The 24,295-nt window shown below is 29.4% G+C and carries 23 protein-coding genes and 1 pseudogene; 12 read left to right on the forward strand and 12 right to left on the reverse strand.

Annotated features, from left to right (window positions below; translation table 11 throughout):
- Positions 1 to 14: 14 nt before the first annotated feature.
- Positions 15 to 356, forward strand: a complete 342-nt coding sequence (locus NJU99_RS03880) for a cupin domain-containing protein (RefSeq protein ID WP_254577417.1) — start codon at positions 15 to 17, stop codon at positions 354 to 356.
- 20 nt (positions 357 to 376) lie between these two features.
- Here NJU99_RS03880 and NJU99_RS03885 read toward each other — a convergent pair whose 3' ends face one another.
- The 3 genes from NJU99_RS03885 to NJU99_RS03895 form a co-directional block, all read right to left on the reverse strand.
- Positions 377 to 1,174, reverse strand: coding sequence for an ABC transporter ATP-binding protein (locus NJU99_RS03885; protein ID WP_254577418.1), 798 nt, complete (start codon positions 1,172 to 1,174; stop codon positions 377 to 379).
- Between the two features lie 19 nt (positions 1,175 to 1,193).
- A complete protein-coding gene (gene ntrB, locus NJU99_RS03890; protein WP_254577419.1) occupies positions 1,194 to 2,003 on the reverse strand; it encodes a nitrate ABC transporter permease in 810 nt (269 codons plus the stop codon).
- 116 nt (positions 2,004 to 2,119) lie between these two features.
- Complete coding sequence (locus tag NJU99_RS03895) at positions 2,120 to 3,496, reverse strand: CmpA/NrtA family ABC transporter substrate-binding protein (protein ID WP_254577420.1); 1,377 nt, start codon at positions 3,494 to 3,496, stop codon at positions 2,120 to 2,122.
- 184 nt (positions 3,497 to 3,680) lie between these two features.
- On the opposite strand from NJU99_RS03895, the gene NJU99_RS03900 reads away from it, so the two are divergent.
- From NJU99_RS03900 to cobA, 4 genes are read left to right on the forward strand one after another with little or no spacing between them, the layout of a single operon-like run.
- Entirely contained in the window at positions 3,681 to 5,672 is a 1,992-nt protein-coding gene (locus NJU99_RS03900; RefSeq protein WP_254577421.1) for a molybdopterin oxidoreductase family protein, read from the forward strand.
- A 2-nt stretch (positions 5,673 to 5,674) separates the two neighbouring features.
- On the forward strand, positions 5,675 to 8,140 hold the full coding sequence (gene nirB, locus NJU99_RS03905) for a nitrite reductase large subunit NirB (RefSeq protein WP_254577422.1): 2,466 nt from the start codon (positions 5,675 to 5,677) through the stop codon (positions 8,138 to 8,140).
- A complete protein-coding gene (gene nirD, locus NJU99_RS03910; RefSeq protein WP_254577423.1) occupies positions 8,140 to 8,451 on the forward strand; it encodes a nitrite reductase small subunit NirD in 312 nt (103 codons plus the stop codon). The genes nirB and nirD overlap by 1 nt, the downstream gene beginning before the upstream one ends.
- Positions 8,452 to 8,457: 6 nt before the next feature.
- Positions 8,458 to 9,192, forward strand: coding sequence for a uroporphyrinogen-III C-methyltransferase (gene cobA, locus NJU99_RS03915; protein WP_254577424.1), 735 nt, complete (start codon positions 8,458 to 8,460; stop codon positions 9,190 to 9,192).
- 8 nt (positions 9,193 to 9,200) lie between these two features.
- Here cobA and NJU99_RS03920 read toward each other — a convergent pair whose 3' ends face one another.
- The 4 genes and pseudogenes from NJU99_RS03920 to NJU99_RS14900 all read right to left on the reverse strand — a co-directional run bounded on the left by NJU99_RS03920 (position 9,201) and on the right by NJU99_RS14900 (position 12,353).
- Complete coding sequence (locus tag NJU99_RS03920; protein ID WP_254577425.1) at positions 9,201 to 10,700, reverse strand: PLP-dependent transferase; 1,500 nt, start codon at positions 10,698 to 10,700, stop codon at positions 9,201 to 9,203.
- Positions 10,701 to 10,711: 11 nt separating this feature from the next.
- On the reverse strand, positions 10,712 to 11,863 hold the full coding sequence (locus tag NJU99_RS03925; RefSeq protein WP_254577426.1) for a trans-sulfuration enzyme family protein: 1,152 nt from the start codon (positions 11,861 to 11,863) through the stop codon (positions 10,712 to 10,714).
- 121 nt (positions 11,864 to 11,984) lie between these two features.
- A pseudogene (locus tag NJU99_RS03930) lies at positions 11,985 to 12,206 on the reverse strand (thioredoxin family protein); the annotation flags it as partial.
- A gap of 12 nt (positions 12,207 to 12,218) precedes the next feature.
- The gene (locus NJU99_RS14900) at positions 12,219 to 12,353 is read right to left on the reverse strand and encodes a YbbN family protein (protein WP_283256437.1); all 135 of its coding nucleotides are present in this window, start codon (positions 12,351 to 12,353) and stop codon (positions 12,219 to 12,221) included.
- A gap of 142 nt (positions 12,354 to 12,495) precedes the next feature.
- On the opposite strand from NJU99_RS14900, the gene NJU99_RS03935 reads away from it, so the two are divergent.
- Complete coding sequence (locus NJU99_RS03935) at positions 12,496 to 13,950, forward strand: protein adenylyltransferase SelO (protein WP_254577428.1); 1,455 nt, start codon at positions 12,496 to 12,498, stop codon at positions 13,948 to 13,950.
- A 17-nt stretch (positions 13,951 to 13,967) separates the two neighbouring features.
- Here the strand turns inward: NJU99_RS03935 and NJU99_RS03940 are convergent, their stop codons facing one another.
- Positions 13,968 to 14,519 carry a YceI family protein gene (locus tag NJU99_RS03940; RefSeq protein ID WP_254577429.1) on the reverse strand — a complete coding sequence of 184 codons (552 nt, stop codon included), beginning with the start codon at positions 14,517 to 14,519 and terminating at the stop codon, positions 13,968 to 13,970.
- 227 nt (positions 14,520 to 14,746) lie between these two features.
- On the opposite strand from NJU99_RS03940, the gene NJU99_RS03945 reads away from it, so the two are divergent.
- From NJU99_RS03945 to NJU99_RS03970, 6 genes are read left to right on the forward strand one after another with little or no spacing between them, the layout of a single operon-like run.
- Complete coding sequence (locus NJU99_RS03945) at positions 14,747 to 15,349, forward strand: TetR/AcrR family transcriptional regulator (RefSeq protein ID WP_254577430.1); 603 nt, start codon at positions 14,747 to 14,749, stop codon at positions 15,347 to 15,349.
- Positions 15,346 to 15,567, forward strand: a complete 222-nt coding sequence (locus NJU99_RS03950) for a DUF2798 domain-containing protein (protein ID WP_254577431.1) — start codon at positions 15,346 to 15,348, stop codon at positions 15,565 to 15,567. The genes NJU99_RS03945 and NJU99_RS03950 overlap by 4 nt, the downstream gene beginning before the upstream one ends.
- 9 nt (positions 15,568 to 15,576) lie before the next feature.
- Positions 15,577 to 16,617: an efflux RND transporter periplasmic adaptor subunit gene (locus NJU99_RS03955; protein ID WP_254577432.1), complete on the forward strand. Its 1,041-nt coding sequence runs from the start codon at positions 15,577 to 15,579 to the stop codon at positions 16,615 to 16,617.
- A 28-nt stretch (positions 16,618 to 16,645) separates the two neighbouring features.
- The gene (locus NJU99_RS03960) at positions 16,646 to 19,771 is read left to right on the forward strand and encodes an efflux RND transporter permease subunit (protein ID WP_254577433.1); all 3,126 of its coding nucleotides are present in this window, start codon (positions 16,646 to 16,648) and stop codon (positions 19,769 to 19,771) included.
- A 12-nt stretch (positions 19,772 to 19,783) separates the two neighbouring features.
- The gene (locus NJU99_RS03965) at positions 19,784 to 21,040 is read left to right on the forward strand and encodes a TolC family protein (RefSeq protein WP_254577434.1); all 1,257 of its coding nucleotides are present in this window, start codon (positions 19,784 to 19,786) and stop codon (positions 21,038 to 21,040) included.
- Positions 21,041 to 21,044: 4 nt separating this feature from the next.
- Entirely contained in the window at positions 21,045 to 21,935 is an 891-nt protein-coding gene (locus NJU99_RS03970; protein ID WP_254577435.1) for a DMT family transporter, read from the forward strand.
- Positions 21,936 to 22,264: 329 nt separating this feature from the next.
- Here the strand turns inward: NJU99_RS03970 and NJU99_RS03980 are convergent, their stop codons facing one another.
- The 4 genes from NJU99_RS03980 to NJU99_RS03995 all read right to left on the reverse strand — a co-directional run bounded on the left by NJU99_RS03980 (position 22,265) and on the right by NJU99_RS03995 (position 24,124).
- Complete coding sequence (locus tag NJU99_RS03980; protein ID WP_254577436.1) at positions 22,265 to 22,765, reverse strand: hypothetical protein; 501 nt, start codon at positions 22,763 to 22,765, stop codon at positions 22,265 to 22,267.
- Between the two features lie 2 nt (positions 22,766 to 22,767).
- Positions 22,768 to 23,391, reverse strand: a complete 624-nt coding sequence (locus NJU99_RS03985) for a hypothetical protein (RefSeq protein WP_254577437.1) — start codon at positions 23,389 to 23,391, stop codon at positions 22,768 to 22,770.
- 300 nt (positions 23,392 to 23,691) lie between these two features.
- The gene (locus tag NJU99_RS03990; RefSeq protein ID WP_254577438.1) at positions 23,692 to 23,844 is read right to left on the reverse strand and encodes a hypothetical protein; all 153 of its coding nucleotides are present in this window, start codon (positions 23,842 to 23,844) and stop codon (positions 23,692 to 23,694) included.
- A 10-nt stretch (positions 23,845 to 23,854) separates the two neighbouring features.
- Entirely contained in the window at positions 23,855 to 24,124 is a 270-nt protein-coding gene (locus NJU99_RS03995) for a hypothetical protein (RefSeq protein ID WP_254577439.1), read from the reverse strand.
- Between the last annotated feature and the right edge of the window lie 171 nt (positions 24,125 to 24,295).

Below are 24,295 nucleotides of genomic sequence, written 5' to 3' on the forward strand. Positions count from 1 at the left end.
AAAAAGGTTTTATCATGGAAAAAATAAATATTTATGACCATCTTGAATATGGCGAAGATAAAGTAAAAGTATCACCTATGTTAGAAACAGCTTTTTCAAAAGAGATAAGAATTGTTTTTAAAAAAGAGCAAATTATGAAAGATCATAAAACACCATATCCCATAACTGTTGAAATTTTTGAAGGCTCAATAGACTTTGGTGTTGGAGAAAAAGTTTATAATCTTATAAAAGGTGATATTGTAAGTTTAGAGGGAAATATTATGCATAATCTAAAAGCAAATGAAGACTCAATTGTAAGACTTACATTGTCTAAAAGCGATTCATTACTTAGAGTAAAAAATGTCTTAAAACTATAAACTAGAGTTTAAACTCTAGTTTATTCATCCTCTTTTGCAAACTTCTTATATAAGAAATCTAAAATAGCTTCTCTACATCTAATATATTCAGGATCACTTTGAAGAGCAACTCTATCTCTAGGACGCTCTAAGTTTACTTCTAGTATTTCTCCAATAGTAGCTTCAGGTCCATTAGTCATCATGATTACTTTATCACTTAATAAAACAGCTTCATCAATATCATGAGTAATAATAATTACAGTATTTTGAACACTTTGTTGAATTCTCATTAAATGCTCTTGAAGATTTGCTCTCGTAAGTGAATCAAGTGCACCAAAAGGCTCATCCATAAGTAGTACATCAGGTTTAATAGATAAAGCTCTGGCAATACCAACTCTTTGTTTCATACCTCCTGATATTTCACCAGGAAATTTATCTTTTGCATGGTCTAAATTTACCATTGAAACAAAATGTTCTACTCTTTGTTTTAATTCTTGTTTATTTAGATGTGGCATTACTTTTTTTACTGCCATTTCAATATTTTCAAAAACAGTTAACCAAGGAAGTAAGGAGTGATTTTGGAATACCACTGCTCGCTCCGGTCCTGGTCCTTTTATCTCTTTATTTTTGAGTAGTATGTTTCCTTGTGTTTGTGCATCAAGTCCAGCTATCATGTTTAATAAAGTTGATTTTCCACATCCACTATGACCAATAATTGAAATAATTTCATTTTTTGCAATTTTTACATTTACATCAACTACGGCTTTATACTCTTTTCCTCCTGGAAGAGGAAAGGCTTTATATATGTTTTCTAATTCTAAAAAGTTATTGTTACTCATGATTTTTCCTTATTCTGTTTTACATCTTTTTTCTATAGTCAAAATAATCTGCAATTTTTCCCATAATTACATCTAAAATAAAACCTATAATACCAACTAAGATAATACCTATGATAATATTGTGATATGAAAGGTTGTTGTACTCATCCCAAATCCAAAAACCAATACCAATACCACCTGTTAGCATTTCAGCTGCTACAATAACAAGCCATGCAATACCTAAAGATAATCTCATTCCTGTAAAAATATATGGAACAGCTACTGGTAAGATAATTTTAAATACCTTTTCAATTGGTGAAAATTGTAAAACTTTTGCTACATTTAAATAGTCCTGATTTACATTTTTTACGCCAAGTGCTGTATTTATAATAATAGGCCAAATTGATGTAACAAAAATTGTTGAAATTGCTGTTGCATCTATATCTTGAAATACAAAAAGTAATAATGGTAACCAAGCTAAAGGTGACACAGGTTTAAATATTTGTATAAATGGCTCAAATGCATACTGAAAGTTTTTACTCATCCCAATAACTAAACCTAATGGAACTCCTACTAAAACAGCAAGTCCAAAACCTGAAAACACTCTTTCTAATGAAGCTACTATTTGCCAAAATACACCTTTATCATCCTGGTTTTCAACATAAAATGGGTCTGATAAAACACCTTCTAACTCATCTCCATCTGATGTCTCTCCACCAAATGCATATATATAAGTATCACTTGGTGTTGGAAAATCCTCAACCATTGCTGCAATTCCTGACCACACTTGAATTAAGACTACTAGTACTATTAGGGGAAATAGTATTTTTTTATAGATTTCTTTTTTCATTTTTAACCTTTCTTTGTTCTTTTAGATGCCTAGTATTATTCAGGAGGAGAATTAATATGAACTAGGCATTTAAAAAAACAAGTTTATTTCTCTTTATTAAAGTAAGTCTAAAAGACTTACTTTGTAACATATTTAGGGTCTGCACAACCAGCAGGTCCATAGTGACACTCATATTTAGGTTGGGCTGTATTAACCTTCCACTTATTAACTTTCAACAACTCTTCTTTTGAAACAAGTGAATTCTGAACTTTAAAGTCAAAGATATAATCAACTGCTTTATTTGGATCCCAAACTTTTCCATCTAGAAACTTGTTATATTCATCAACACCATCTTTTTTCCAAGGACTTGGAGGTAGTTTATAATCAACCTCTTTAGCAACTTGGGCAAATAAATCAGGTCTATAAACTTTTTCAATTAAAGCTTTCATATCAACAGGTTTATCAAGTTGTCCCCATCTGTACATTTGTGTTACAAACCACATACCATGTGAATAAAATGGATATGAAGCATAATTATTTGCAAATACATTAAACATAGGATTTGATGAGTCTACACCTTTGTTATAAAGGAATGTTCCACTCATAGATTTTTGTAAAACTTTTTTTGGAGCTTTTACATAGTTCTTCTTAGCTAAATACTTAATAGCTTCTTCTCTATTTTCCCATGAAGAATCAAGCCATTTTTGAGCTTTTATAACAGCTCTCATTACAGCTTTTGTAGTTTCTGGATTTTTCTTCACAAAATCAGCTCTTGCTTGAAGTACTTTCTCTGGATTATTGTTCCAAATATCATAGTTTGTTACAAGTGCTGAACCTTTTCCTTTTAGCACTATTCTTGAATTCCATGGTTCACCTACACAATATCCTTCAATATTTCCAGCGATTAAGTTACTTGGCATTGTTGGTGGAGGAAAAGGTTTAATAGTACAATCTTGGTCAGGTCTAATCCCAGATGAAGCCATCCAATATCTTAATTCATAATTATGTGTTGAAACAGGATGAACCATACCAAAGTTTAGAGGTTGATAGTTTTCACCCTCTGCTTTTCTTTTTGCATCAATATATTTTTTAAGAGATTCAGCAGATACAGGTCTTTTATTTTTATCTAATCCGTATTTTTCCATTTCTTCAATAATGTTATTACCATATGTAATAGCATTACCATTAAAGTCTAAAGATAATAAAGCTTGTAAATGAGCATTACCATTGATACCTAAAGTTGCAGCTATTGGCATACCCGCTAAAGCATGTGAAAAGTCGTACTCTCCACTAATAACTTTTTGTTGAATACCAGGCCATCCACCGCCTTCTTTTGTAACATGTACATCTAAACCTTCTTCTTTAAAGAAACCTTTTTCTTTTGCTATTACTAATGGAGCACAGTCAGTTAATGCAATAAAACCAATTTTTAACTTTGTTTTTTCTGGTGCTGCTAAAAGTGAACTTGTAATAATAGAAAGACCTAATCCGATTTTTAATACCTGCTTAATCATGTTTTCTCCTTAAATTTACATTAATGATTTTGATGTAACCATTATAACACTAGCTTTTTGTAAAATATACTATTTTTTTGTATAAAAAACAGACAATTAAATCTTAAAATTACATAAAATTTATTTTATAATGGATTGAAGTAAAACGTTAGTTTTTTACATCCACTATATAAAGGAATATTTTATGATTAAATCAGTTTGTGGTTATTGTGGTGTTGGATGTGGACTAGAATTCGATGAAAGCAAGCTTCTTGGAGATGTGGCTTATCCTGTAAATGAAGGAAAGGTTTGCTCTAAAGGGGTTAGTGAATTAGTAAGTATTCAAACACCAACTAGATTATTGAGACCAATGATGAGGGATACAATAGATAGTGAGTTTAAAATATCATCTTGGGAAAAAAGTATACAAAATATTGTATCAAAAATTAAGCAGTCTAAAAAAGATAAAGTAGGTTTCTATTTATCTGGTCAGTTATTAACAGAAGATTATTATATTGCAAATAAATTAGGAAAAGGTTTTTTAAAAACTAATAATGTAGATACAAATAGTAGAACATGTATGTCAAGTGCTGTAGTTGCTTATAAAAAGTCATTAGGTGCAGACTTTGTACCTCTTAGAATGAAAGATATAAATAAAGCAAATCTGTTGATTTTAGCAGGAGCAAATACAGCAGAAGCACATGTTGTTTTTCATAATAAAATTAAAAAAGCAAAAAAGCAAGGTCTACAAGTAGTTGTAATTGATCCTCGATATACAGATACAGCAAAAATTGCTGATATTCATTTAGCTGTGAAACCTGGAAGTGATATTGACCTTTTTAATTTGATTTCTAAAAGAATTATTGATGAATGTTTAGTTGATGAAGAGTTTATAAACTCTCATGTAAATAATTATGATTTATTAGTAAATAAGTTTAAAAGAGTTCCTGTAACAAAGATGTTAAAAAGAACAGGATTAACAAAAGAAGAGTTTGAAAAGTTTTGGCTTTTATATAAAAACAGTCCAAATATAATAACTGCTTGGACAATGGGACTTAATCAATCTGTTCAAGGTGTTGATAAAAATCTTGCTTTAATTAATACTCATCTTTTAACAGGAAAAATTTTCAAAGAAGGAAATGGTCCTTTATCTTTAACAGGTCAACCTAATGCAATGGGTGGTAGAGAGGTTGGAGGACTTTCAACAATGCTTGCTGTTCATTTAGGTTTTGATGAAGAATCAATCAAAAAAGTTGAAGAGTTTTGGGGTGTAAAAGGTATTAGCAATAAACCTGGACTAACTGCAACACAAATGCTTGAAGCTAATCTTGAAGTATTAATTGTTTGTCATACTGATCCAATTTATCATCTTCCAAATAGAAATAAAATGGAAGAGCTTATAAAGGAAATCCCTTTAGTAATAGAGATAAATGCTTATGAAAACTCTGAAACTTCAAAATTTGCACATATAAAACTTCCAGCAGCTCCTTGGGGAGAAAAAGAAGGTACTCAAACTAATCTAGATAGAACAATAACTAAACAAGAAAAACTAACAAGGACTTCTATTGATTGTAAAGCAGATTGGGAAATATTTCAACTTATAGCTCAAGGTTTAGGCTTTAAAAAAGACTTCAACTTTTCTCATCCAAAGGAAATATTTGAAGAGTATCAAGAAATGACAAAACTAAACTCTTATATGGATATTTATGAGGCTAATTATGATGAATTAAATAGTGAGCCTTTTATTTGGGGTGAGAAAATAGTTGAAAATAAAGAGTTTTTGACAAAGAATAAAAAAGCAAATTTATTTTTTGTAGAAAACAAACTTTTAAGTGAAAAAGCATCTTTAGAATATCCATTTATTCTACTTACAGGAAGAACAAGAGACCAATGGCATAGTGGAACAAAAACAAATCTTCCAAGAACTCTTTTAAAATTTAAAGAATTGAATTTTTGTGAAATAAATAGTGAAGATGCAAATAGTTTAGATATTAAAAATGGTGATGAAATTATAGTTAAATCAAAAAGAGGTGAATTGATATCTTATGCTCAAGTTGTTGAGACTATAAAAAAAGGAACGATTTTTATTCCTGTTAGTAATAGAGATATGAATTATCTAACAAATGACATATATGATAAAGAATCATTAGAACCTGACTATAACCATAGTGCAGTAAAAATTGAGAAAAGGATATAAGTATGAAAGAAAAGTTAATAGTAGTTGGAAATGGAATGAGTGGGCTTAGAGTTATCGAAGATTTACTTGAAATAAATAAAGATAAATATGATATTACAATTTTTGGGGAAGAGCCATATGTGAACTATAATAGAATTATGCTCTCTTATATTTTATCTCAAGAGAAAACTTTTGAAGATACAATTATTAATCATGAGTCATGGTATACACAGAATAATATTACCTTACATAAAGGTGATAAGGTTATATCTATTGATAAGTTAAATAAAACAGTGACTTCTCAAAATGGAAAAGTTGAAAATTATGACAAACTTTTAATAGCTACAGGTTCTAAACCTTTTATTCCTCAAACAGTAGGAAGTAATCTAAATAATGTAATTGCATTTAGAAATAAAGCTGATGTTGATACTATAATTAAGACAATAGATAAATCAAAAACAGCAGTTGTAGTTGGAGGTGGATTACTTGGTCTTGAAGCAGCTTATGGAATTGCTATGCATGGAGTTAAAACTATTTTAGTTCATAGAAGTGGCTCGATTCTTTCACAGCAACTTGATAGTACAGGAGGTAAACTTCTTCAAGAGAATTTAGAAAAATATGGAATAGAGTTTAAGTTAAATACAACAATAAAACAAATAAATGGAATTAGTGATGTTGAAGAAGTAGAGTTTAGTGATGGAAGTAGTGTTGAGTCAAATATTGTAGTGTTTGCAACGGGGATTATTCCAAATAAAGACTTAGCAATTGAGGCAAAACTTGACACAAAAAAAGGAATTATAGTAGATGATTTTATGGCTACAAGTGATAAATCAATATTTGCTGTTGGTGAGTGTGTTGAGCATAAAGGAAATACTTATGGTTTAGTAGCACCTTTATATGAACAAGGAAAAGTATTAGCTAAAAAACTTGCTGATGTTGAGGTTGATGGGTATAGTGGCTCAACTTTATCAACAAGACTTAAAATATCTGGTGTTGATTTGTTTAGTGCAGGGGACTATTTAGGGGATGAAACAACAGAAGAGCTTATTTTACTTGATGAAAAAGTTGGTATTTATAAGAAACTTGTAATTTATGATAATAAGATTATAGGTATTGTACTTTATGGGGATACAGCGGATGCTTCATGGTACTTAAAACTTCTAAAAGAGCATACAGATATTAGTGATTTAAGGACTAAAATTTTATTTGGGAAGTCAGCACTCTCTGGAGATAGTGGACATGGTGGAGATGATGTAAACTCTATGAGTGATGATGAAGAGGTTTGTGGTTGTAATGGTGTTTGTAAAGGTGATGTTGTAAATGCTATTAAAGACAAAGATTTAAAATCTCTTAGTGATGTAAAAAGTTGTACAAAAGCTGGCGCTTCATGTGGGTCATGTTTAGGTTTAGTTGAACAAATATTGGTAAATACTTTAGGTGATGAATACAACGCCGTTGAAGAGGGTATTTGTGATTGTTGTGATGTAGGTCATAAAGAGATAAAAGAGTGTATAAATGAAAATGAGTTTTCAGATGTGTATGAAGTTTTTGAAAAGCTAAACTGGAAAACTAATGATGGTTGTATCAAGTGTAGACCAGCAATAAATTACTATTTACTTGTAAAATATAACGATGATAAATACAAAAATGATAAAAGAAGTGCTTTAGTAAATGATAGAAATTATGCAAATATTCAAAAAGATGGAACTTACTCTGTCGTTCCTAGAATTTGGGGAGGTCTTACTAGTCCTCAAGAGCTAAAAGATATTGCAGATATTGCAGTGAAATATGATGTTCCAACTGTAAAATTTACTGGGGGTCAAAGACTTGATATGTTAGGTGTTAAAAAAGAACAATTAGCCCCTATGTGGAAAGATTTAAATGATTGTGGTTTTGTTTCTGGACAAGCTTATGCAAAAGGTCTTAGAACAGTTAAAACTTGTGTAGGAAGTCAATGGTGTAGATTTGGTACACAAGACTCAATGGCTATGGGTGTGAAACTAGAAAAGTTAACTTGGGGTTCATGGACTCCACATAAGTATAAAATCGCAGTATCAGGATGTCCTAGAAACTGTGCAGAAGCAACTATCAAAGACTTTGGAGTTGTTGCAGTTGATTCTGGATGGGAAATACATATTGCAGGAAATGGTGGTATTAAAGTTAGGGTTACTGATTTACTTTGTAAAGTTGAAACTGATGAAGAGTTGATTGAATATACGAAAGCATTTATGCAATTTTATAGAGAAGATGCTTACTATTTAGAAAGAACAGCTCATTGGCTTGAGCGAGTAGGTCTTGAGTATGTAAAGAAAATTATGCTTGATACTCAAAAAAGAGAATATTATGTTTTAAGATTTGAAGAGTCTCAAAAGAGTGCACAAGTTGACCCTTGGGCAAAAGCAATTGAAGATGGATTTACTAAAGAGTTTAGCCCTATTGTCATAAAACCAGAAGAATCAGTAAGCTTTGAAGCAAAGGAGATAAACTAATGCAAAACTGGATTAAAATAACAGAACTTGAAAATATCCCATTAATGGGGGCAAGAGTTATAAAGTATGAAGATTTAGAAATAGCTATTTTTAAAACAAAAGATGGCTCAATTTATGCAATAAATAATATCTGTCCTCATAGGCAAGGTAAACTATCTGATGGTTTAGTTCATGAAAAAGTAGTAACTTGCCCCCTTCATAATACTGATGTAGACATGATAAGTGGTGAGTCAATTGGTGAAGAATATGAATGTACTAAAACTTATGAGTTAAAAATAGAAAATAGTTTAGTCTATTTAAATTTAAAGTAGTTAATAATGGTAAAGGTATACTTAACTGGTGCAGGACCAGGAGATAAAGAGTTATTAACTCTAAAAGCATATAAACTTATACAAAAAGCTGATGTGATTATTTATGATAATTTAGTAAATAAAGAGATCTTAGAAGAAGCAAAAGAGGGTGTTGAACTAATTTATGTAGGCAAAGTAAAAGATAATCACACATTACCTCAAGAGCAAATAAATGAATTGATTTATGACTGTACTTTAAAATATGAGTGTGTTGTAAGACTAAAGGGAGGTGACCCTTTTGTCTTTGGAAGAGGTGGAGAAGAGGCTCTTTATTTAAAACAAAGAGGTGTTAAGTTTGAAATAATTCCTGGTATTACTTCAGCTATTTCAGTTCCTGCATATGCTGGAATTCCAGTAACTCATAGAAGTGTATGTTCATCTTTTAGAGTAGTAACTGGACATAAAAAAGTAAATGAAAGTATGCATGATATTAACTGGAATAGTTTTAAAGATGATGAAACTTTAGTATTTTTAATGGGACTTCATAATATTCAACTTATTACTTCAAAATTACTTGAAATAGGAAAAGATAAAACTCTTTCTTGTGCAATCATTTCAAATGGTACAACAAAAAAACAAAAAACAATAGTTGGAACTTTAGAAAATATAGTTGAGAAATCAAAAGAAGCAATAACACCTGCTGTTTTTATAGTAGGTGAGGTTGTAAACTTGCGAGAAGAATTAAATTGGTTTGAAAACTAAAAAGAGTTTTAGAACTCTTCTAGTTTTTTAAATTCATTTATAATTTCATCAATTGGTTCAACTCCAACAGAAATTCTAAGTAAATCTATAGGAAGACCAATTTCTTCTAAGAACTTGTTTCCCTCTTCTGACTGGATTAGATCCCAGTGAGCTAAATAAGTATATGGCATAAGAAGTGTAAACTCAGTACCTAAGCTAGGTCCTTTTGCAAAGTTTAGTTTGTCATATACTTCTTTAAAAGGTTTGTTGAAAGTAACAGAGATAATACCTGTAAGGCTATTATCATCTCTCATTGTTTGAGAGTAGTTGTCTTTGTTTTCATCATTTAGACAGTAAAAAACTTTATCTATGTAAGAGCATTTTTCAAAATAAGCAGCTAAAGCTTTTGTGTTTGAACTTACTTTTTTAACTCTACTTTTGTAATCTTTTATCTCATATGCTAATCTTTGTTTATCTTTTATATAAACTGGGTCACAATGTTTGAAAAACTCTGTTGTCATATGTGATAGATTATTTCTTTTATTTAAAATAATTGCACCCATTAAAACATCAGCATTTCCACAAGCAAATTTAGTAAGAGATTCTACAAATATATCTGCGTAATCTTCTAAGTTTAGATTATAAGGTGTAGCAAAAGTTGTATCAATAACTAAAGGTATATTATACTCATCACATAACTTTCTTAATCTTTTAATATCTACAGTTTTTAAAAGTGGGTTTGTTGGAACTTCTGTAACTATAGCACTAACTTTTAAACCATCTGTTTTTAAATACTCCTCAAGTAAATCAAGATTTAAAATATCAGGAAATACTTTTGATTCTTGGTAGTGATGATTTACTATATTCATAGTATCTAAATAAAGCCAACCAAACTGAACTAAAACAGTTCGTCCATTGTGAGCTTGAATAGAGTTTATTCCTCTTACAACTGAATAAATAGCGTTCATTCCAGATGGTGCTAGGCATACTTTATCTTTTGGCTGATTATAGGCATTAGCTAGTGTGTCTATGATAATGTCATGGGCTTTTGATTCATCTTCTAGTTCTTCTTCATGAATGCTATCTATTAATCCTAAATCAAAAAGGTATTTTTCAGCAAGTCTTGAAGAAAGGTTGCAACCCACATGTTGAATATAGCTTAACACTCTTTGTAATTGACAAGTGTTTTTTTGAACTAAAATAACACCAAAAGCTTCATCTACTTCAAGCTTATTATTTATATAGTATTTATCACTTACAAGTTTCACAGCTTTTTGAGAACTAAGCACTACTACTTCATAATCATCACTTACTTTATACTTATCTTTGATATAAAGTCCAAGCTGTTTTAAATAAGGATGTAAAACAAACCTTGGATAACCACTTTTTATAGTTTCAAGTATTTCAGGAGTTTGTAGCTCATAATCAATCACATCTTGTAAATAAGGCATCGATACTGAAACCGCATGTACATTGTTTACAGGTAGAGTTTCTCCTGTTGGGATGTGATTAAAATAGTTTTTGTTCATTTATTACCTTCTTACTTTACTGCCTGTTTTATATCTTCGATTAAATCTTCTACGTTTTCTAAACCAATTGAGAATCTTACTGTTCCCTCAGCTATTCCAATAGCTTCTAACTCTTCTTTAGAAAAAGAAGCATGAGAAATCTTAGCAGGAATTTCTACTCTTGAATCAGGGCTTCCAAATGAACACTTTTCTCCATAAATTTTAGTGTTTTCTATAAACTTTTCAGCTAATTCAAGTGATGTAAAGTCTGCACAAAACAGTCCTGGAATATAATCCATCTGCTCTTTTGCTAGCTTGTGTTGTGGATGTGATTCTAGTGCTGGATGAGTAACTTTAGTGATATACTCTTGCTCTTCTAAGAACTTCGCAATAATTATAGAGTTTTTCTCATGCTCTTTCATTCTAACTTTTAGAGTTGGAATACCAAGTGTGATTAGATAAACATCCATTGGGTTTTGAGATCTTCCACCTGCATTTGCATAGTAGTGAACTTCATCGCTTAACTCTTTTGTTGCTGCAACAATAGCACCTGCAACTACTGCTCCATGACCTGAGATATATTTAGTTGTTGAGAAAAGAGAAAAATCAGCTCCAAGCTCAATAGGTCTTTGAGAGATAAATGTAGCAAGTGAGTTATCAACTGCAAATAAAGCATTGTAGTTATGTGCTAAGTTAGCTACTTTTTTTAAATCAATGATTTTAAGACCTGGGTTTGTAGGACTCTCACATAAAACTAAATCAATAGGGTTGTTTTTTAGAATCTCTTCCATAGTATCAAACTCTAAGAAGTTAGCAAAATGAACTGTAACATTATACTTTTCTTTAAATACTTTAAGAAGTCTAAATGTTCCGCCATAACAGTCAGCTTCTACTAAAATATGTGAGTTTGCTTTTAGAGTTGTTTCAAATAAAAGTGCAACAGAAGCAATACCTGTGTGTGTACATACACATCCAGCACCACTTTCTACTTCAGTGAAAAGATTTTCTAACATCTCTCTTGTTGGGTTGTCACTTCTTGTATAGTCATAAATTTTGTCACCATCTTGCTTTTTTAAATCAAATGTTCCTGTGTTATAAATAGGAAAGTGAGAAGCACCAGCTTGTTCAGCAAATGGTGCAAATTTTGCAATATGGCTTAATGATGTTTCAACATGTTTCTTCATAAGAGTCCTAATAATACTTTTTAAGGGATTATATCGAAGTTTAACTAAGAGAAAAAATTGAGTAATTTTTATTATAATTAAAAGTTATACTATTTGCTAAAAGAGGCAAAGCCTCTTTTATTTATTCGAAGTATTCTTTTACAGTTTCTTCTAATTCTTCTACACTTAAAACACCTGAGTGTCTTCCAACTTCCATACCATCTTCTAGGTATACAAGTGTAGGAACTCCAAAGGCTTTAAATCTTTTTGTTGTTGCTTTTTGTTTTGTTACGTCTACTTTATAGATGTAGATATCTTTTGGTTTAGTACTTGTAGCATATTTTGTCATGTTCTTCTCTAGAACCTTACAAGAGCCTCACCAGATTGCGTGAAAATCAACTATTACGTTTTTACCTGCTATTTTTTCATCAAAATTATCATCTGTTATCTCTTCAAATGCAAAAAGAGACGTTGATAGAAAAAATAGCATCATAAGTACTATTTTTTTCATGGTTTACCTTTTTAAATTTTTTTTAGTATAGATTTTTTTCGTTTAGTTTATGTTAAGAGTGAAACAGGACAAAATTTATCTTATATTGAGTCTTTTTTTGATAGTGTGAATTAAATACAAACAATTATAAAAGAGAAAATATATGAAATTAAATGAATTAGAAGTAAATATTGATTATTTTGAATTTGATGAGAATTTATATCAAAAATTAGATGCAACACCTGTTTTAAATCCTAAGTTAGTTTCTTTCAACAAAAAAGCTTGTGATTTAATAGATTTAGATTGTAAAGAGTGTGAAACACAAGAGTTTTTAGACTTTATGAATGGAAAGAAGCTTTTAAAAAATTCAACTCCTTATTCTATGGTATATGCAGGTCATCAGTTTGGCTATTTTGTACCACAATTAGGTGATGGAAGAGCTATAAATCTTGGAAGTGTAAACTCTTGGCACTTACAAACAAAAGGTTCAGGTCTTACAAAGTATTCACGACAAGGTGATGGAAGAGCAGTTCTTAGATCTTCTATTAGAGAATATATTATGAGTGAAGCTATGCACTCTTTAGGAATTCCAACTACAAGAGCTTTAGCTATTATAGACTCAGAATCATTTGCACATAGAGAGTGGGAAAGTGAGTCTTGCTCCATAGTTATGAGGCTTTCACCTTCTTGGATTAGAATAGGAACTTTTGAATTTTTTGCAAGAACTGATGATGCTAAAGCAAATCTAACTCAATTGGCTGATTATGTGATAAGCCAGTCATACCCTCACTTAGAAAATGAGCAAAATAAATATCAAAAGATGTTTTATGAACTAGTTGATAGAAGTAGTGAGCTTGTAGCTTATTGGCAAGCTTATGGTTTTATGCATGGAGTTTTAAATACTGATAACTTCTCTATGGCAGGTCTTACTATTGATTATGGACCTTATGCTTTTATGGATTACTTCGATAAAAACTGTATTTGTAATCACACAGATAATGAAGGGCGATACTCTTATAATAATCAACCATATGTTGCAAGATGGAATTTGATGGTTTTAGCAAATGCAATGGGCTCAATCATAGATGAAGAAAAAGCTATAGAGTATTTACACACCTTTTTACCACAGCATGAAAATGTATACTTAAATCTTATGAACAAAAGATTAGGATTAGATGGTTCTAAAAGTAGTGATAACAATGCTTCTTTAGTAAAAGAGTTATTAGGAAGTTTAGAAAGCTCACAGATGGATTATAATGTATTTTTCTACAGATTGACTAATCTTAGCAGTTTTGATGAACTAAACAGTATTACTGATATTGCTGTTTTTAGAGAGCCTTTGATAAATTGGTTTGATTCATATAAAGAAGTATGTGAGAAAGAAGAAAGTAGTTTTGAAAGTAGAAACGCTATTATGAAAAAAGTAAATCCTAAATATACTATCAAAAACTATATGCTTCAAGAAGCTATTGAAAAAGCCCATGAGGAAGATTATACTTTAGTAAATGACTTACTTAAAATTGCTCAAAATCCTTTTGATGAACATGAAGGTTTTGAGAGATATTCAAATCCTACACCACTAGAACACGCAAATTTAAAACTTAGTTGTTCTTCATAAACTAAAGCTTTTAAGCTTTAGTTTTTATATGGAAGTGAAAACTCTATTTCTACATCTGAATAAGATTTATTTTCATGATATGGAGCACATTTTTTAGCAAAAGCTAGAAAAGAGTTTTTCATATTGTAGTCCAAAATATCAATTTTTCCTTTTGCATAAATAAGGTCATTTAGAATCTCAAATCTCATAGGAACATCTTTTGTTGTTTCGTTCATTGTAAGTTTTAGATTTAAAGCTCTATCTTTTACATTTACTTTTGAAATTGAAGCTATTATTTGCTTTGAAGTTGCAAGTGAAAAAAGTGTTGAGGTGATATTATTATCTCTGTACTCGTTTTTTGAGTCAAAAGAAGCAGTTTTTATAGTAACCTTTGCACTTTTTAAAAACTCTTCTAAGTCTTTGTTTTCTTTTATCTCAACTTTTATGTCTTTAAAGGTACCAGAAACAGGAGCTTTTTCCATGGTTTTAAACCCTGTCCATTTGATTAGTAAGTCTCCATTTAGTTCATAAGCATTAAGGTTTGTAATTAATGCAAAAGCAAAAATAGATGTAAGTAGTATTTTTCTCATTTTAAGTCCTTAGTAAAATTTTTATCATATGATATAAAAGAAATACTTATAAGATTATTTAAAGGTTTTATTTGAAGTTATTTATGGATTAATTGTAATATTGACCGACCGTCGGTCGGTTAATTAAAAAAAGATTAAGACTTCTTTTAATATACTCACATTATATATTGACTGACCGTCGGTCAATCAATTATTTTTTGTTTTGTAAAAAGCTTTGAAGGAGTGAAATGAGCCCAAGAAAAGTAAATAAAGAAGAAAAAAGAAGAGAGGTTGCTCTTGCTTGTTCTGATTTAATACATGAAGTTGGAATGAAAAAAATCACTGTTGCCCAAGTTGCTAAAACAGCTGGAATTGGTAAGGGAACTGTTTATGAATATTTTGATAATAAAGATGACATAATTTTTGAAATAATTAATATCCACATTGAACAATATCTTGATAGTTTTAAAGAGAGTATAAAAACAGTTAAAAATACAAAAGATAAAATTAGACACTTTTTTAAATTTGTTTTAGATGATAGTGAAGATAATATTAAACATTTTAATGGATATAAAGAGTTTTTATCTATTGTTTTAGCAGATGAAAATAGTGCAATGAAAGAGTTTAACTGTGATACTCATGATTTCTTTAAAAATCAGTTATCAGAAATATTAGAAGAGGGTGTAAAAATTGGTGATTTAAAACCTGAATCTATTGATTTAGCTGAGAGTTTACTAATCTTTGAAAAAGGCTTAGTTTTAATGAAAATGAGTCAAAATGATCATCAAGTTCAAGAAAAATTTGAACATTTTTTAAATACACTTTTTAAGCTAATTGAGATTAAAAAATGATACCTGCAAAATACAGAAATATAGTATTTGCATTTTTTATGTCATCTATTATGAGTTTTTTAATGAGTATGATTATTACATTTATAAATTTAGGTTTAGTAGATGATTTTTTTATTAGATGGATGGAAGCTTATATAAAAGCATTTTTATTTGCTTTTCCAATCATCTTTGTTGTTGCACCATTTGTGCATAAGATTACAAATAAGTTAATTAAATAAGGAAAGATAATGATAAAAAAGATTTTAGTTACTGCTTTTTTAGGTTTAGGGCTTTTACATGCTCAAGGGCCTTCTTTAGTTGAAACAACTACATTAGTAAAAGGTGAAGTAAACCCATTACAAGAGTTTGTAGGAACATTAAAGTTTGATAATGAATCAACACTAGCTGCTCAAAATTCTGGCTTAGTAAAAAAAGTAAATTTTGAAGTTGGAGATAAAGTATCAAAAGGAAAAACATTAGTTCAAATTGATGATGATTTATTAAATGCTCAAATAAAAGCAGCAAGAGCAAATTTAAGTATTGCAAAAGATGAGCAAAGAAACTCTTCAAAAGATTATGAAAGATATAAAAAACTTTTAGAGTCAAAATCAATTACTCAAAAAGAGTATGATGATGCACTTTTAAAATCAAATTCATCAAGAAGTAATGTAAAAGCTTTAGAAGCTAAACTAAAAGAACTTACAATTCAAAGTTCTAAAAAAAGAATTAAAGCTCCTTTTTCAGGTGTAATAGTTGAAAAAAATATTAGTTTAGGTGAATGGGTAAATGCAGGAACTGCAATAGCAAAAATAGTTGATACTTCAAAAGCGGAGATTACATTTAACATTCCTTTAGAAGTTGTTGATGGTTTAAGAATGGGTGATATGTATGATGTTCAAGTTGGAAAACAAACAGTTAAAGCAAAGCTTACAGCAGTAATTCCAAATGGAGATAAATTAACAAGAACTTTTCCTGTTAAATTTAAAGCAAATGTAGAAAATAGTTTTGTATTTGATGGTCAAGAAGCAAAAGTTAGCCTTTCAAAAGATGCCATAAAACAAGCTTTAGTTTTACCAAGAGATGCAGTTATTAAAAGATTTGGTCAAAGAGTTGTATTTGCTGTAAATGAAAAAAATATAGCTATGATGATACCTGTAAAAATAGTAGGATTTATATCAAATAAAGTTGCTATTGAAGGTCAAGGATTGAGTGAAGGTATGCAGATAGTTGAAAAAGGAAATGAAAGAGTTTTCCCAAAATCACCAGTAAAAATTATAAATAAAAAATAAATATAGCTAAGAAAAAAGGAACAAATAAATGGATTTAATCAAGTTTTCCATAAAAAACCCAGTTACTATAATCGTATCAGTACTAATTGTAGTAATTTTTGGTTTTTTATCACTAACTAAACTTCCTTATCAATTAACTCCAACAGTTACTAAACCTGAGATTAAAGTAACTACTTCATGGGCAGGGGCTACTCCCTATGAAATCGAGCGAGAGATAATTGAAGAGCAAGAAGAGGCATTAAAAAGTTTAAATAATCTAATAGAATATGAGTCATCTTCTAAAGATAATTATGGAGAAATTACTCTTACATTTAAACTTGGAACTGATATTAGAGCTGCTTTACAAGATGTATCAAATAAGTTGAATGAAGTTAACTCTTATCCAAGTGCTGCAAATGAACCTGTAATTGAAACAGCAAGTGCAAGTCCTGTTATTTGGATGATGCTTCAAACTCTTGATGGCAATGATAGACACGTTGATGAGTATAAAACATTCTTTGAAAATGAAATAAAACCAGCTATCAAAAGAGTTGAGGGTGTTTCTGGAACAATGGGTGGTGGTGGCCGTGAGCAAGAAATGCAAATTGAGTTTGATGTAAATAAACTTGCTTCTTATGGTCTTACTATAAATGAAGTTATTAATACTTTACAAAATGAAAATGTAGATGTTTCAGCAGGTATTCAAAATCTAGATAGAAGATCATATAGAATTAGAACAGTACATAAGTTCTCTACAACAGAGGATATAGAAAATGTTATTCTTATTTCAAACAGAGAACAAAGAGTAAGAGTTAGGGATATTGCAAAAGTAAGTTTTGGTTATGAAACAGCTAGTACTGTAGCTATGTTCTTAGGAAAAGACGGTATTTTCTTAGGTGTTCAACCTAATAGTGAAGCAAATATTGTAAAACTTACAAATGATGTGGAAAAAGTTGTAAATGAATTAAATGAAACTGTACTAAAAGAAAAACAGTTAAAAATTCACTGGTTATATGACCAAAGACCATATATCGTGGGTTCAGTTGATTTAGTTCAACAAAATATTATGATAGGTGCAATTCTTGCAGTTATTATTCTAATTACATTTTTAAGAAGTATTTCACCAACTGCTGTTGTTGCAGTTGCAATTCCTATATCAATTATAGGAACATTTATTATTCTTGAAGCTATGGGAAGAAGTTTAAATACTATTTCATTAGCAGGTATTTCCTTTGCTGTTGGTATGTTAGTTGATGCTGCTATTGTTGTACTTGAAAATATTGATAGACATAGAAAAAATGGTGCTAGTATTAGTGAAGCTGCATATAAAGGTGCTAGTGAAGTTTGGGGTGCATTAATTGCATCAGCTTCAACAACAATTGCTGTATTCTTACCTATCATTTTCTTAGAAGATGAAGCAGGTCAGTTATTTAAAGATATTGCTATTGCTGTAACATCAGCTGTATCATTCTCTTTATTTGTATCTATTGCAGTAATTCCAATGCTTTGGAAGAGATTTGCATCTATTTCAAAAGCAGAGCCAAAAGATGCAGGAGCTATTGCTAAATTTGGACAAAAGATAGTTGACTTAATTATGTCAATTGTAAATATTTCTTTAAAGAATTTATTTACAAAAATAGTTACGATTTTATCATTAGCAGCATTTTCAGTAGGTGCTATTTATGTTTTATTCCCTAAGTTAGATTATCTTCCTCAAGGAAATAAAAACTTGATTTTTAATATCTTGATTGCTCCTCCTGGTCTTTCTTACCAAGAAAGATATGATATGGGTGCATATTTAATGAAAAGAATTGAGCCACATGTAAATCAAGAAGTTGATGGAGTTCCTGGATTAAATAGAGCCTTCTTCGTATCTTTTGGTGACTTTAACTTATTTGGTGGAACATCAATGGTTGAAGATAGAGCAAAAGATTTAATTCCAATGTTTAGACCAATAGTAAACTCAATGCCATCTGTATTTGGTGTATCCTTACAATCAGGGGTATTTGAAAACGGTATTGGTGAGGGTAATACTGTAAATATTGATATTAGTGGTGAAAGTATTGAAGATATTGCAAATGTTGGTGGACAGTTGTTTGGTGCAACAATGGGAGCATTACAAGGTAGTCAAGTAAGACCAGTTCCATCAGTTGAGCTTTTATATCCAGAAGTTAGAATTAAACCAGATCAAGATGCTCTAAAAGCCTTAGGTATGAGTTCAAGGGATTTAGGTATTGCAGTTGATGTACTTATGAGTGGTAGAAAATTAGGTGATTTTGAACAAGATGGTAAAAAGAAAATCGATTTAGTATTAAAAGCTAGCGATGAGTATATTCAAACACCACAAGATATTATGAGTTCGCAAATTGCTTTACCAAATGGTGCTTTAGTTCCTGTATCTTCACTTGCTTCTTATGAGTCAACTACAGGTATTTCAGAAATTAGACACTTAGATGGTAAAAGAACAATTACTCTTCAAGTTACGCCACCTGCTGGTATGACTATTGATGAGGCTATGAGAAGTATTGGTGGTATGCTAGAGGGAATGAAAGCAAAAGGTGCTATATCATCAGATGTTGATATTAATTTATCAGGAACAGCTGATAAATTAACTGAAACAATTGGATTGTTACTTGGTAACTTTTTATTAGCACTAGTTATTGTATACTTACTTATGTCAGCACTATTTGGTAACTTTGTTTATCCAATAGTTATTATGTTTACAGTACCTTTAGCTACAGCTGGTGGGTTTATTGGGCTTGCATTAACAAATAAGTTTATAGCACCACAGCCTTTAGATATCTTAACTATGCTAGGGTTTATTATCTTAGTTGGTATTGTTGTAAACAATGCAATTTTGATTGTTCACCAAAGTTTAAACTATATCAAAAATCATGGTATGGAGCATAAAAAAGCAGTTATTGAAGCAACAAGAACAAGAGTTAGACCAATTTATATGAGTTCATTAACTTCTATTTTTGGTATGTTACCACTAGTATTAGTTCCAGGTCCTGGTTCTGAGTTTTATAGAGGTTTAGGTTCTGTAATTACGGGTGGTTTAGCATTTTCAACAATCTTTACGATTTTTGTAACACCTGCATTATTAATGTTCTTTATAAAATTAGAACAAGCAGTTTCAAATAAAAATAAACCAGTTGATGTAAGTAAAGCATAAAAGGATAAGTGTATGAAAAATATTAAAAATAAACTATTAAAACTATCTTTAGTGGCATCTATTTTTGTAAGTGGAGCAAGTTCTTTAGATTTAAAGCAAGCAGTAGATTTAGCACTTAAAAATAATCATGAGCTTAAAGCACAAGCTTATGATTATAAACAAAGTGTTCAAAATATAGAGCTTTCAAACGCAAACTATTTGCCAAAACTTGATTTAGCTTATGGATATAATAAAAGAGATGAAATAGTAGGAAATCAGTCTAAAGAAGATGCCTCTTTTAGTGCAGCACTTTCTTATAATCTATTTAATGGATTAAAAGATATTTCAAATAAGCAAGCTTCACAATATCTATCAAAATCATCAGATTACTCTTTAACAGCTTTAAAACATGATATTGTTTTAGAGACTAAAAAAGCATACATAAACTATCTTGATAAGTTAAATGTGTTAAAAACTTATGAGAGTGAGTATAAGCTTTTTGATAATCAATTTAAAGATGCAAAAAATAGATATGAGCAAGGTTTATTAGCAAGAAATGATTTTTTGCAAGTTCAGGTAAATATGTCAGGGGCTAAACAAAATGTAGTAAAAGCAAAATCTGATGTAAAAATTGCAAAACTTCAATTATCAAATATTTTAGGTGGATATGACTTATCAAATGAATCTATTGAAAACTTTGAAGCTAAAAGTATTGTTTCATCTACATATAAGCAAGAGCTTTTAGAAAAAAGAAGTGAAGTTGAAGCTTTAAAAATGAGTCTTGAAGCACTTAAAAAACAAAGAAAAGCACAAAAAGGTTCATACCTTCCAAAACTTGATGCTAAAATCGCTCATAATAGATTTTATGAGGATTTAGGATTTAACGAAATAGATGGAAATGACAATCAAAATGTAGCAACACTTAGTGCATCTTGGAACTTATATGATGGAGGTTCTACACAAACACAAGTAGCTATTTACAATACTCAAATATCTAAGCTAAAAACACAAATTCAAAAAACACAGCTTGATATAAATTTACAGTATGAAAATGCAAAATCAACTTTAGAGGTTGCAAGTGATAACTATGAAACAGCTTCATTAGCTTTAAAACAAGCAAAAGAGAATTATGAGATAGTAAATAACAGATTTAAAGAAGGAGTTTCAACTTCAACTGATTTAACAGATGCAAACTTCTTATTAACTTCTGCAAAACAAAAATATAATAGAGCATATTTTGATAAGTATTTATCAATAGCAACTCTTGATAGAATTTTTGAGATAAAGTAAAATCATGAGTTTTTTAAAGAAAGAGTTTGAGCTATTTGTTTTAATCACTCTTTCTTTAATATTTTTAAGTCTAAACTCTATTTTATGTAAAATCGCTTTAGTAAATGAGTATATAGATGCTTACTCATTTACTTTCTTTAGAGTCTTTTTTGCTTTTTTGACCCTACTTATTTTAATCACATTAAGAGAAAGTAAAAAAGAATCTAAACTAAAGAAAATAAGTTTAAAAGGTAATTGGCTTAGTTCTTTTATGCTTTTTATATATGCAATTGGCTTTTCTTACTCTTATTTAAACTTAGAAGCAGGTTTTGGGACACTATTACTATTTACAGCAGTTCAATTAACAATGCTTATTACTTCACTATTTTATAAAGAAAAAATCAATATAAATAAATTTATTGGAATCATATTAGCTTTTATTGGTCTATCATACTTACTATATCCTAGTAAGGATTTTGATATTTCATATTTTCATTTAACTTTGATGGTTATTTCAGGAATTGCATGGGGAATTTATTCTGTTATTGGTAAGAGCTCAAAAGATGCTTTATTTAATACTTATGATAACTTCTTTAAAGCTTTGATATTTACAGTGATATTTTTTGTATTTGTTTTATTTAATACCCTTCAAATTAGTGTTAATGGAATTTTATTAAGCTTTTTATCTGGAAGTATCACCTCTGCTATAGGCTATGTTATTTGGTATAAAGTCTTGCCAAATATTAAAATAGTTACGGCAAGTATTTTACAGTTACTTGTTCCTGTTATTGCTATTATTTTAAGTGTTGTTTTTTTAGGAGAGATATTTACCATGAAACTTTTAATAGCAACATTACTTGTATCAGTTGCTGTATTAATTTCAGTAATAAAAAAAGAGTCTAATCAAAATACTTAAAGTCTTTGTCTTCACTACCATCTTTTTTTCTATTTTTAAATTTCCACATAGTTTTAAAATATTTAAAAGACTGATAAGAAACATAGCTATATAAAAACTATCCCAATAAGAGAAGCAAATTTGATAACAAAATTTGCTTCTCTTTTCATGTTAAAACTTCTCATGATGAATAAATTCAGTTTTAAACTATGAAAAAACTCTCTGCAACTGCATTATCCCAACAGTGACCTTTTTTACTCATACTTTGAATGACTCCATTTTTCTAAAAGATATTTATGTTCATATGAAGTATATTGACTTCCTCTCTTTATAGTAAATTAACCCTTTATCTAGATTTCTTTTTTTATTGCCATTTTTAATGAATCATGATCTTGAATAGCCATAATAGTATCAAAGTAAAAAAAGTTTATTAATATTACAATAATTAAAATTGAGGCAAACAACATTGGTTTGCTTGTATCAGTTTTATTTTTTTGAATATTCTCAGAAAAAAAGAAATCATGACCTCTTTCTAATTTACCTAAACTACTTAAATAAGTCCTTGCATAAATATATAACATCACAATAAAAACTATAAGATTTACAAATATTGTATATGTAAATAAAAATTTACTTTTAAAATATAGTCCTACCGTTGACGAGACTATTGCCATGTTCTCAATATTTGTAAATAAAGGGGATATTAAATTAAGGGCATTAACTATTGTTTTATTATTTGCAATATCATTTTCACTAAATATTAAAGAAGGTAATATTATTAAAATTGATGTTATAGAAAGGACTATAAGATTGTAGTCCTTTCTATATGGTATTGTTTGGTTTAGATTCATTTTCAATTAAATTTTAATTTTAAATATTTTCGTATATGAGATATTAGTTCTAAAATAATATATGACATATATCCCATTGGAATACTACCAATTGAACACCATATTGTCACAGCAAATGAATTGTTATAATAATAACTTGTTATATTTGCTTCTGTTATTAAATCAATAAAATATCCTAAATGAATTGTTTCAAATATTACAAACATTAAAAGAAAATTACCAATTACTAAATTAAATGGACGATCTACTTTTTTATTTTGAATTGTTTTAATATAGTACACTTTTTTACAATTATTAAGGTAGCCTAAACTACATAAGTATGCTTTACCATAAACATATAACATAACGAAAAATAGTATTGCTCCTACAACAATACTATAGTTATAAATAAACCTGACTTTATTAGCAATACCTGTAGAGTTTGCAAGTTCTGCGGCTCTATCAATATTTCTCAGATAATCATTAAACATATGAGATAGAGAAAATAAATATTCATTACTTACTACCATCTCATCTGATATAAAAATCAAAGGTATAAACATTAACCCTGCTATAAGTATGTAAAAATACTTCTGCAAAGATCTTTCTGCTATTAATGTATCTTTATTATATTCATATTCTTTCATATTATACCTCTACCATGAATTAATTTCATCTTTGTAATCGCTAAATGCACTATCATAAAAATCTTCTCCCATTTTTTCACCTACGTAGGAACCTATTGCTAAACCTACCGCTCCAAAACCAACTGTAGCCAGATCATAGTATTTACTTTTATGTTTTTATATTTATATCTTTTAGTCATTAAGTTTTAGTTTAGAAAGAATTATGCTTAACTTTTTTAGAAGAAGTATTTACAATGAAACTTTTAATTGCAACATTACTTGTCTCAGTTGCTGTATTTATTTCTGTAATAAAAAAAGAGTCTAATCAAAATACTTAAAGTCTTTGTCTTCACTTCCATCTTTTTTTCTATTTTTAAATTTCCACATAGTTTTAAAATATTTAAAAGATTGATATGAAAGAACTAAAGCTATAAGAAACATAGCTATATAAAATATTATAAAAATTAACTCCATATTATACTCCTTAGTCTAAAAAGCCTTTATTTTTAGAATCACTTTTTTCATTTGAAATACCTTTAAATGAATCTGTCCATTTAAGTTCACCTGGAACACTATTTGTTGATGTGGGCATGTTCTTAGATGGTTCTCTTAATTTATTTTCTGAAAATGAAAAACTACCACTTGGTTGGCCGATTATAATTATTGAAAATATAAGTATTACTAGTACAACTAAAACTTTAAATATTTTTTCAGATAATGAATTCTCTTCTTGGTTTTTTTTCTTTTGACTCATTGTTAAATCCTAATTACATATAGTACATTCTTACATATTTGTATTTAAGATTATATTATTTTTTATGTCAACAAAATGTCAAGAGATATTACATTTTAAAATTGACAATTGTTATATATAATTTCGTACAATCACTACTAGCATATGCTTATTAAAAGTAGCAGTGCAGTT

This window comes from Arcobacter roscoffensis, assembly GCF_024267655.1.
Lineage (GTDB): Bacteria > Campylobacterota > Campylobacteria > Campylobacterales > Arcobacteraceae > Arcobacter_B > Arcobacter_B roscoffensis.

Coding starts and splice junctions, on each gene's coding strand:
- NJU99_RS03895 (WP_254577420.1), bottom strand. CDS start 3,496: ATGATTAAGCAGGTATTAAAAATCGGATTAGGTCTTTCTATTATTACA.
- NJU99_RS03900 (WP_254577421.1), top strand. CDS start 3,681: ATGATTAAATCAGTTTGTGGTTATTGTGGTGTTGGATGTGGACTAGAA.
- NJU99_RS03920 (WP_254577425.1), bottom strand. CDS start 10,700: ATGAACAAAAACTATTTTAATCACATCCCAACAGGAGAAACTCTACCT.
- NJU99_RS03960 (WP_254577433.1), top strand. CDS start 16,646: ATGGATTTAATCAAGTTTTCCATAAAAAACCCAGTTACTATAATCGTA.
- NJU99_RS03965 (WP_254577434.1), top strand. CDS start 19,784: ATGAAAAATATTAAAAATAAACTATTAAAACTATCTTTAGTGGCATCT.
- NJU99_RS03970 (WP_254577435.1), top strand. CDS start 21,045: ATGAGTTTTTTAAAGAAAGAGTTTGAGCTATTTGTTTTAATCACTCTT.
- NJU99_RS14900 (WP_283256437.1), bottom strand. CDS start 12,353: ATGAAAAAAATAGTACTTATGATGCTATTTTTTCTATCAACGTCTCTT.
- NJU99_RS03935 (WP_254577428.1), top strand. CDS start 12,496: ATGAAATTAAATGAATTAGAAGTAAATATTGATTATTTTGAATTTGAT.
- NJU99_RS03990 (WP_254577438.1), bottom strand. CDS start 23,844: ATGGAGTTAATTTTTATAATATTTTATATAGCTATGTTTCTTATAGCT.
- NJU99_RS03980 (WP_254577436.1), bottom strand. CDS start 22,765: ATGAATCTAAACCAAACAATACCATATAGAAAGGACTACAATCTTATA.
- NJU99_RS03940 (WP_254577429.1), bottom strand. CDS start 14,519: ATGAGAAAAATACTACTTACATCTATTTTTGCTTTTGCATTAATTACA.
- cobA (WP_254577424.1), top strand. CDS start 8,458: ATGGTAAAGGTATACTTAACTGGTGCAGGACCAGGAGATAAAGAGTTA.
- NJU99_RS03885 (WP_254577418.1), bottom strand. CDS start 1,174: ATGAGTAACAATAACTTTTTAGAATTAGAAAACATATATAAAGCCTTT.
- ntrB (WP_254577419.1), bottom strand. CDS start 2,003: ATGAAAAAAGAAATCTATAAAAAAATACTATTTCCCCTAATAGTACTA.
- NJU99_RS03880 (WP_254577417.1), top strand. CDS start 15: ATGGAAAAAATAAATATTTATGACCATCTTGAATATGGCGAAGATAAA.
- NJU99_RS03995 (WP_254577439.1), bottom strand. CDS start 24,124: ATGAGTCAAAAGAAAAAAAACCAAGAAGAGAATTCATTATCTGAAAAA.
- NJU99_RS03925 (WP_254577426.1), bottom strand. CDS start 11,863: ATGAAGAAACATGTTGAAACATCATTAAGCCATATTGCAAAATTTGCA.
- NJU99_RS03950 (WP_254577431.1), top strand. CDS start 15,346: ATGATACCTGCAAAATACAGAAATATAGTATTTGCATTTTTTATGTCA.
- NJU99_RS03985 (WP_254577437.1), bottom strand. CDS start 23,391: ATGAAAGAATATGAATATAATAAAGATACATTAATAGCAGAAAGATCT.
- NJU99_RS03945 (WP_254577430.1), top strand. CDS start 14,747: ATGAGCCCAAGAAAAGTAAATAAAGAAGAAAAAAGAAGAGAGGTTGCT.
- NJU99_RS03955 (WP_254577432.1), top strand. CDS start 15,577: ATGATAAAAAAGATTTTAGTTACTGCTTTTTTAGGTTTAGGGCTTTTA.
- nirD (WP_254577423.1), top strand. CDS start 8,140: ATGCAAAACTGGATTAAAATAACAGAACTTGAAAATATCCCATTAATG.
- nirB (WP_254577422.1), top strand. CDS start 5,675: ATGAAAGAAAAGTTAATAGTAGTTGGAAATGGAATGAGTGGGCTTAGA.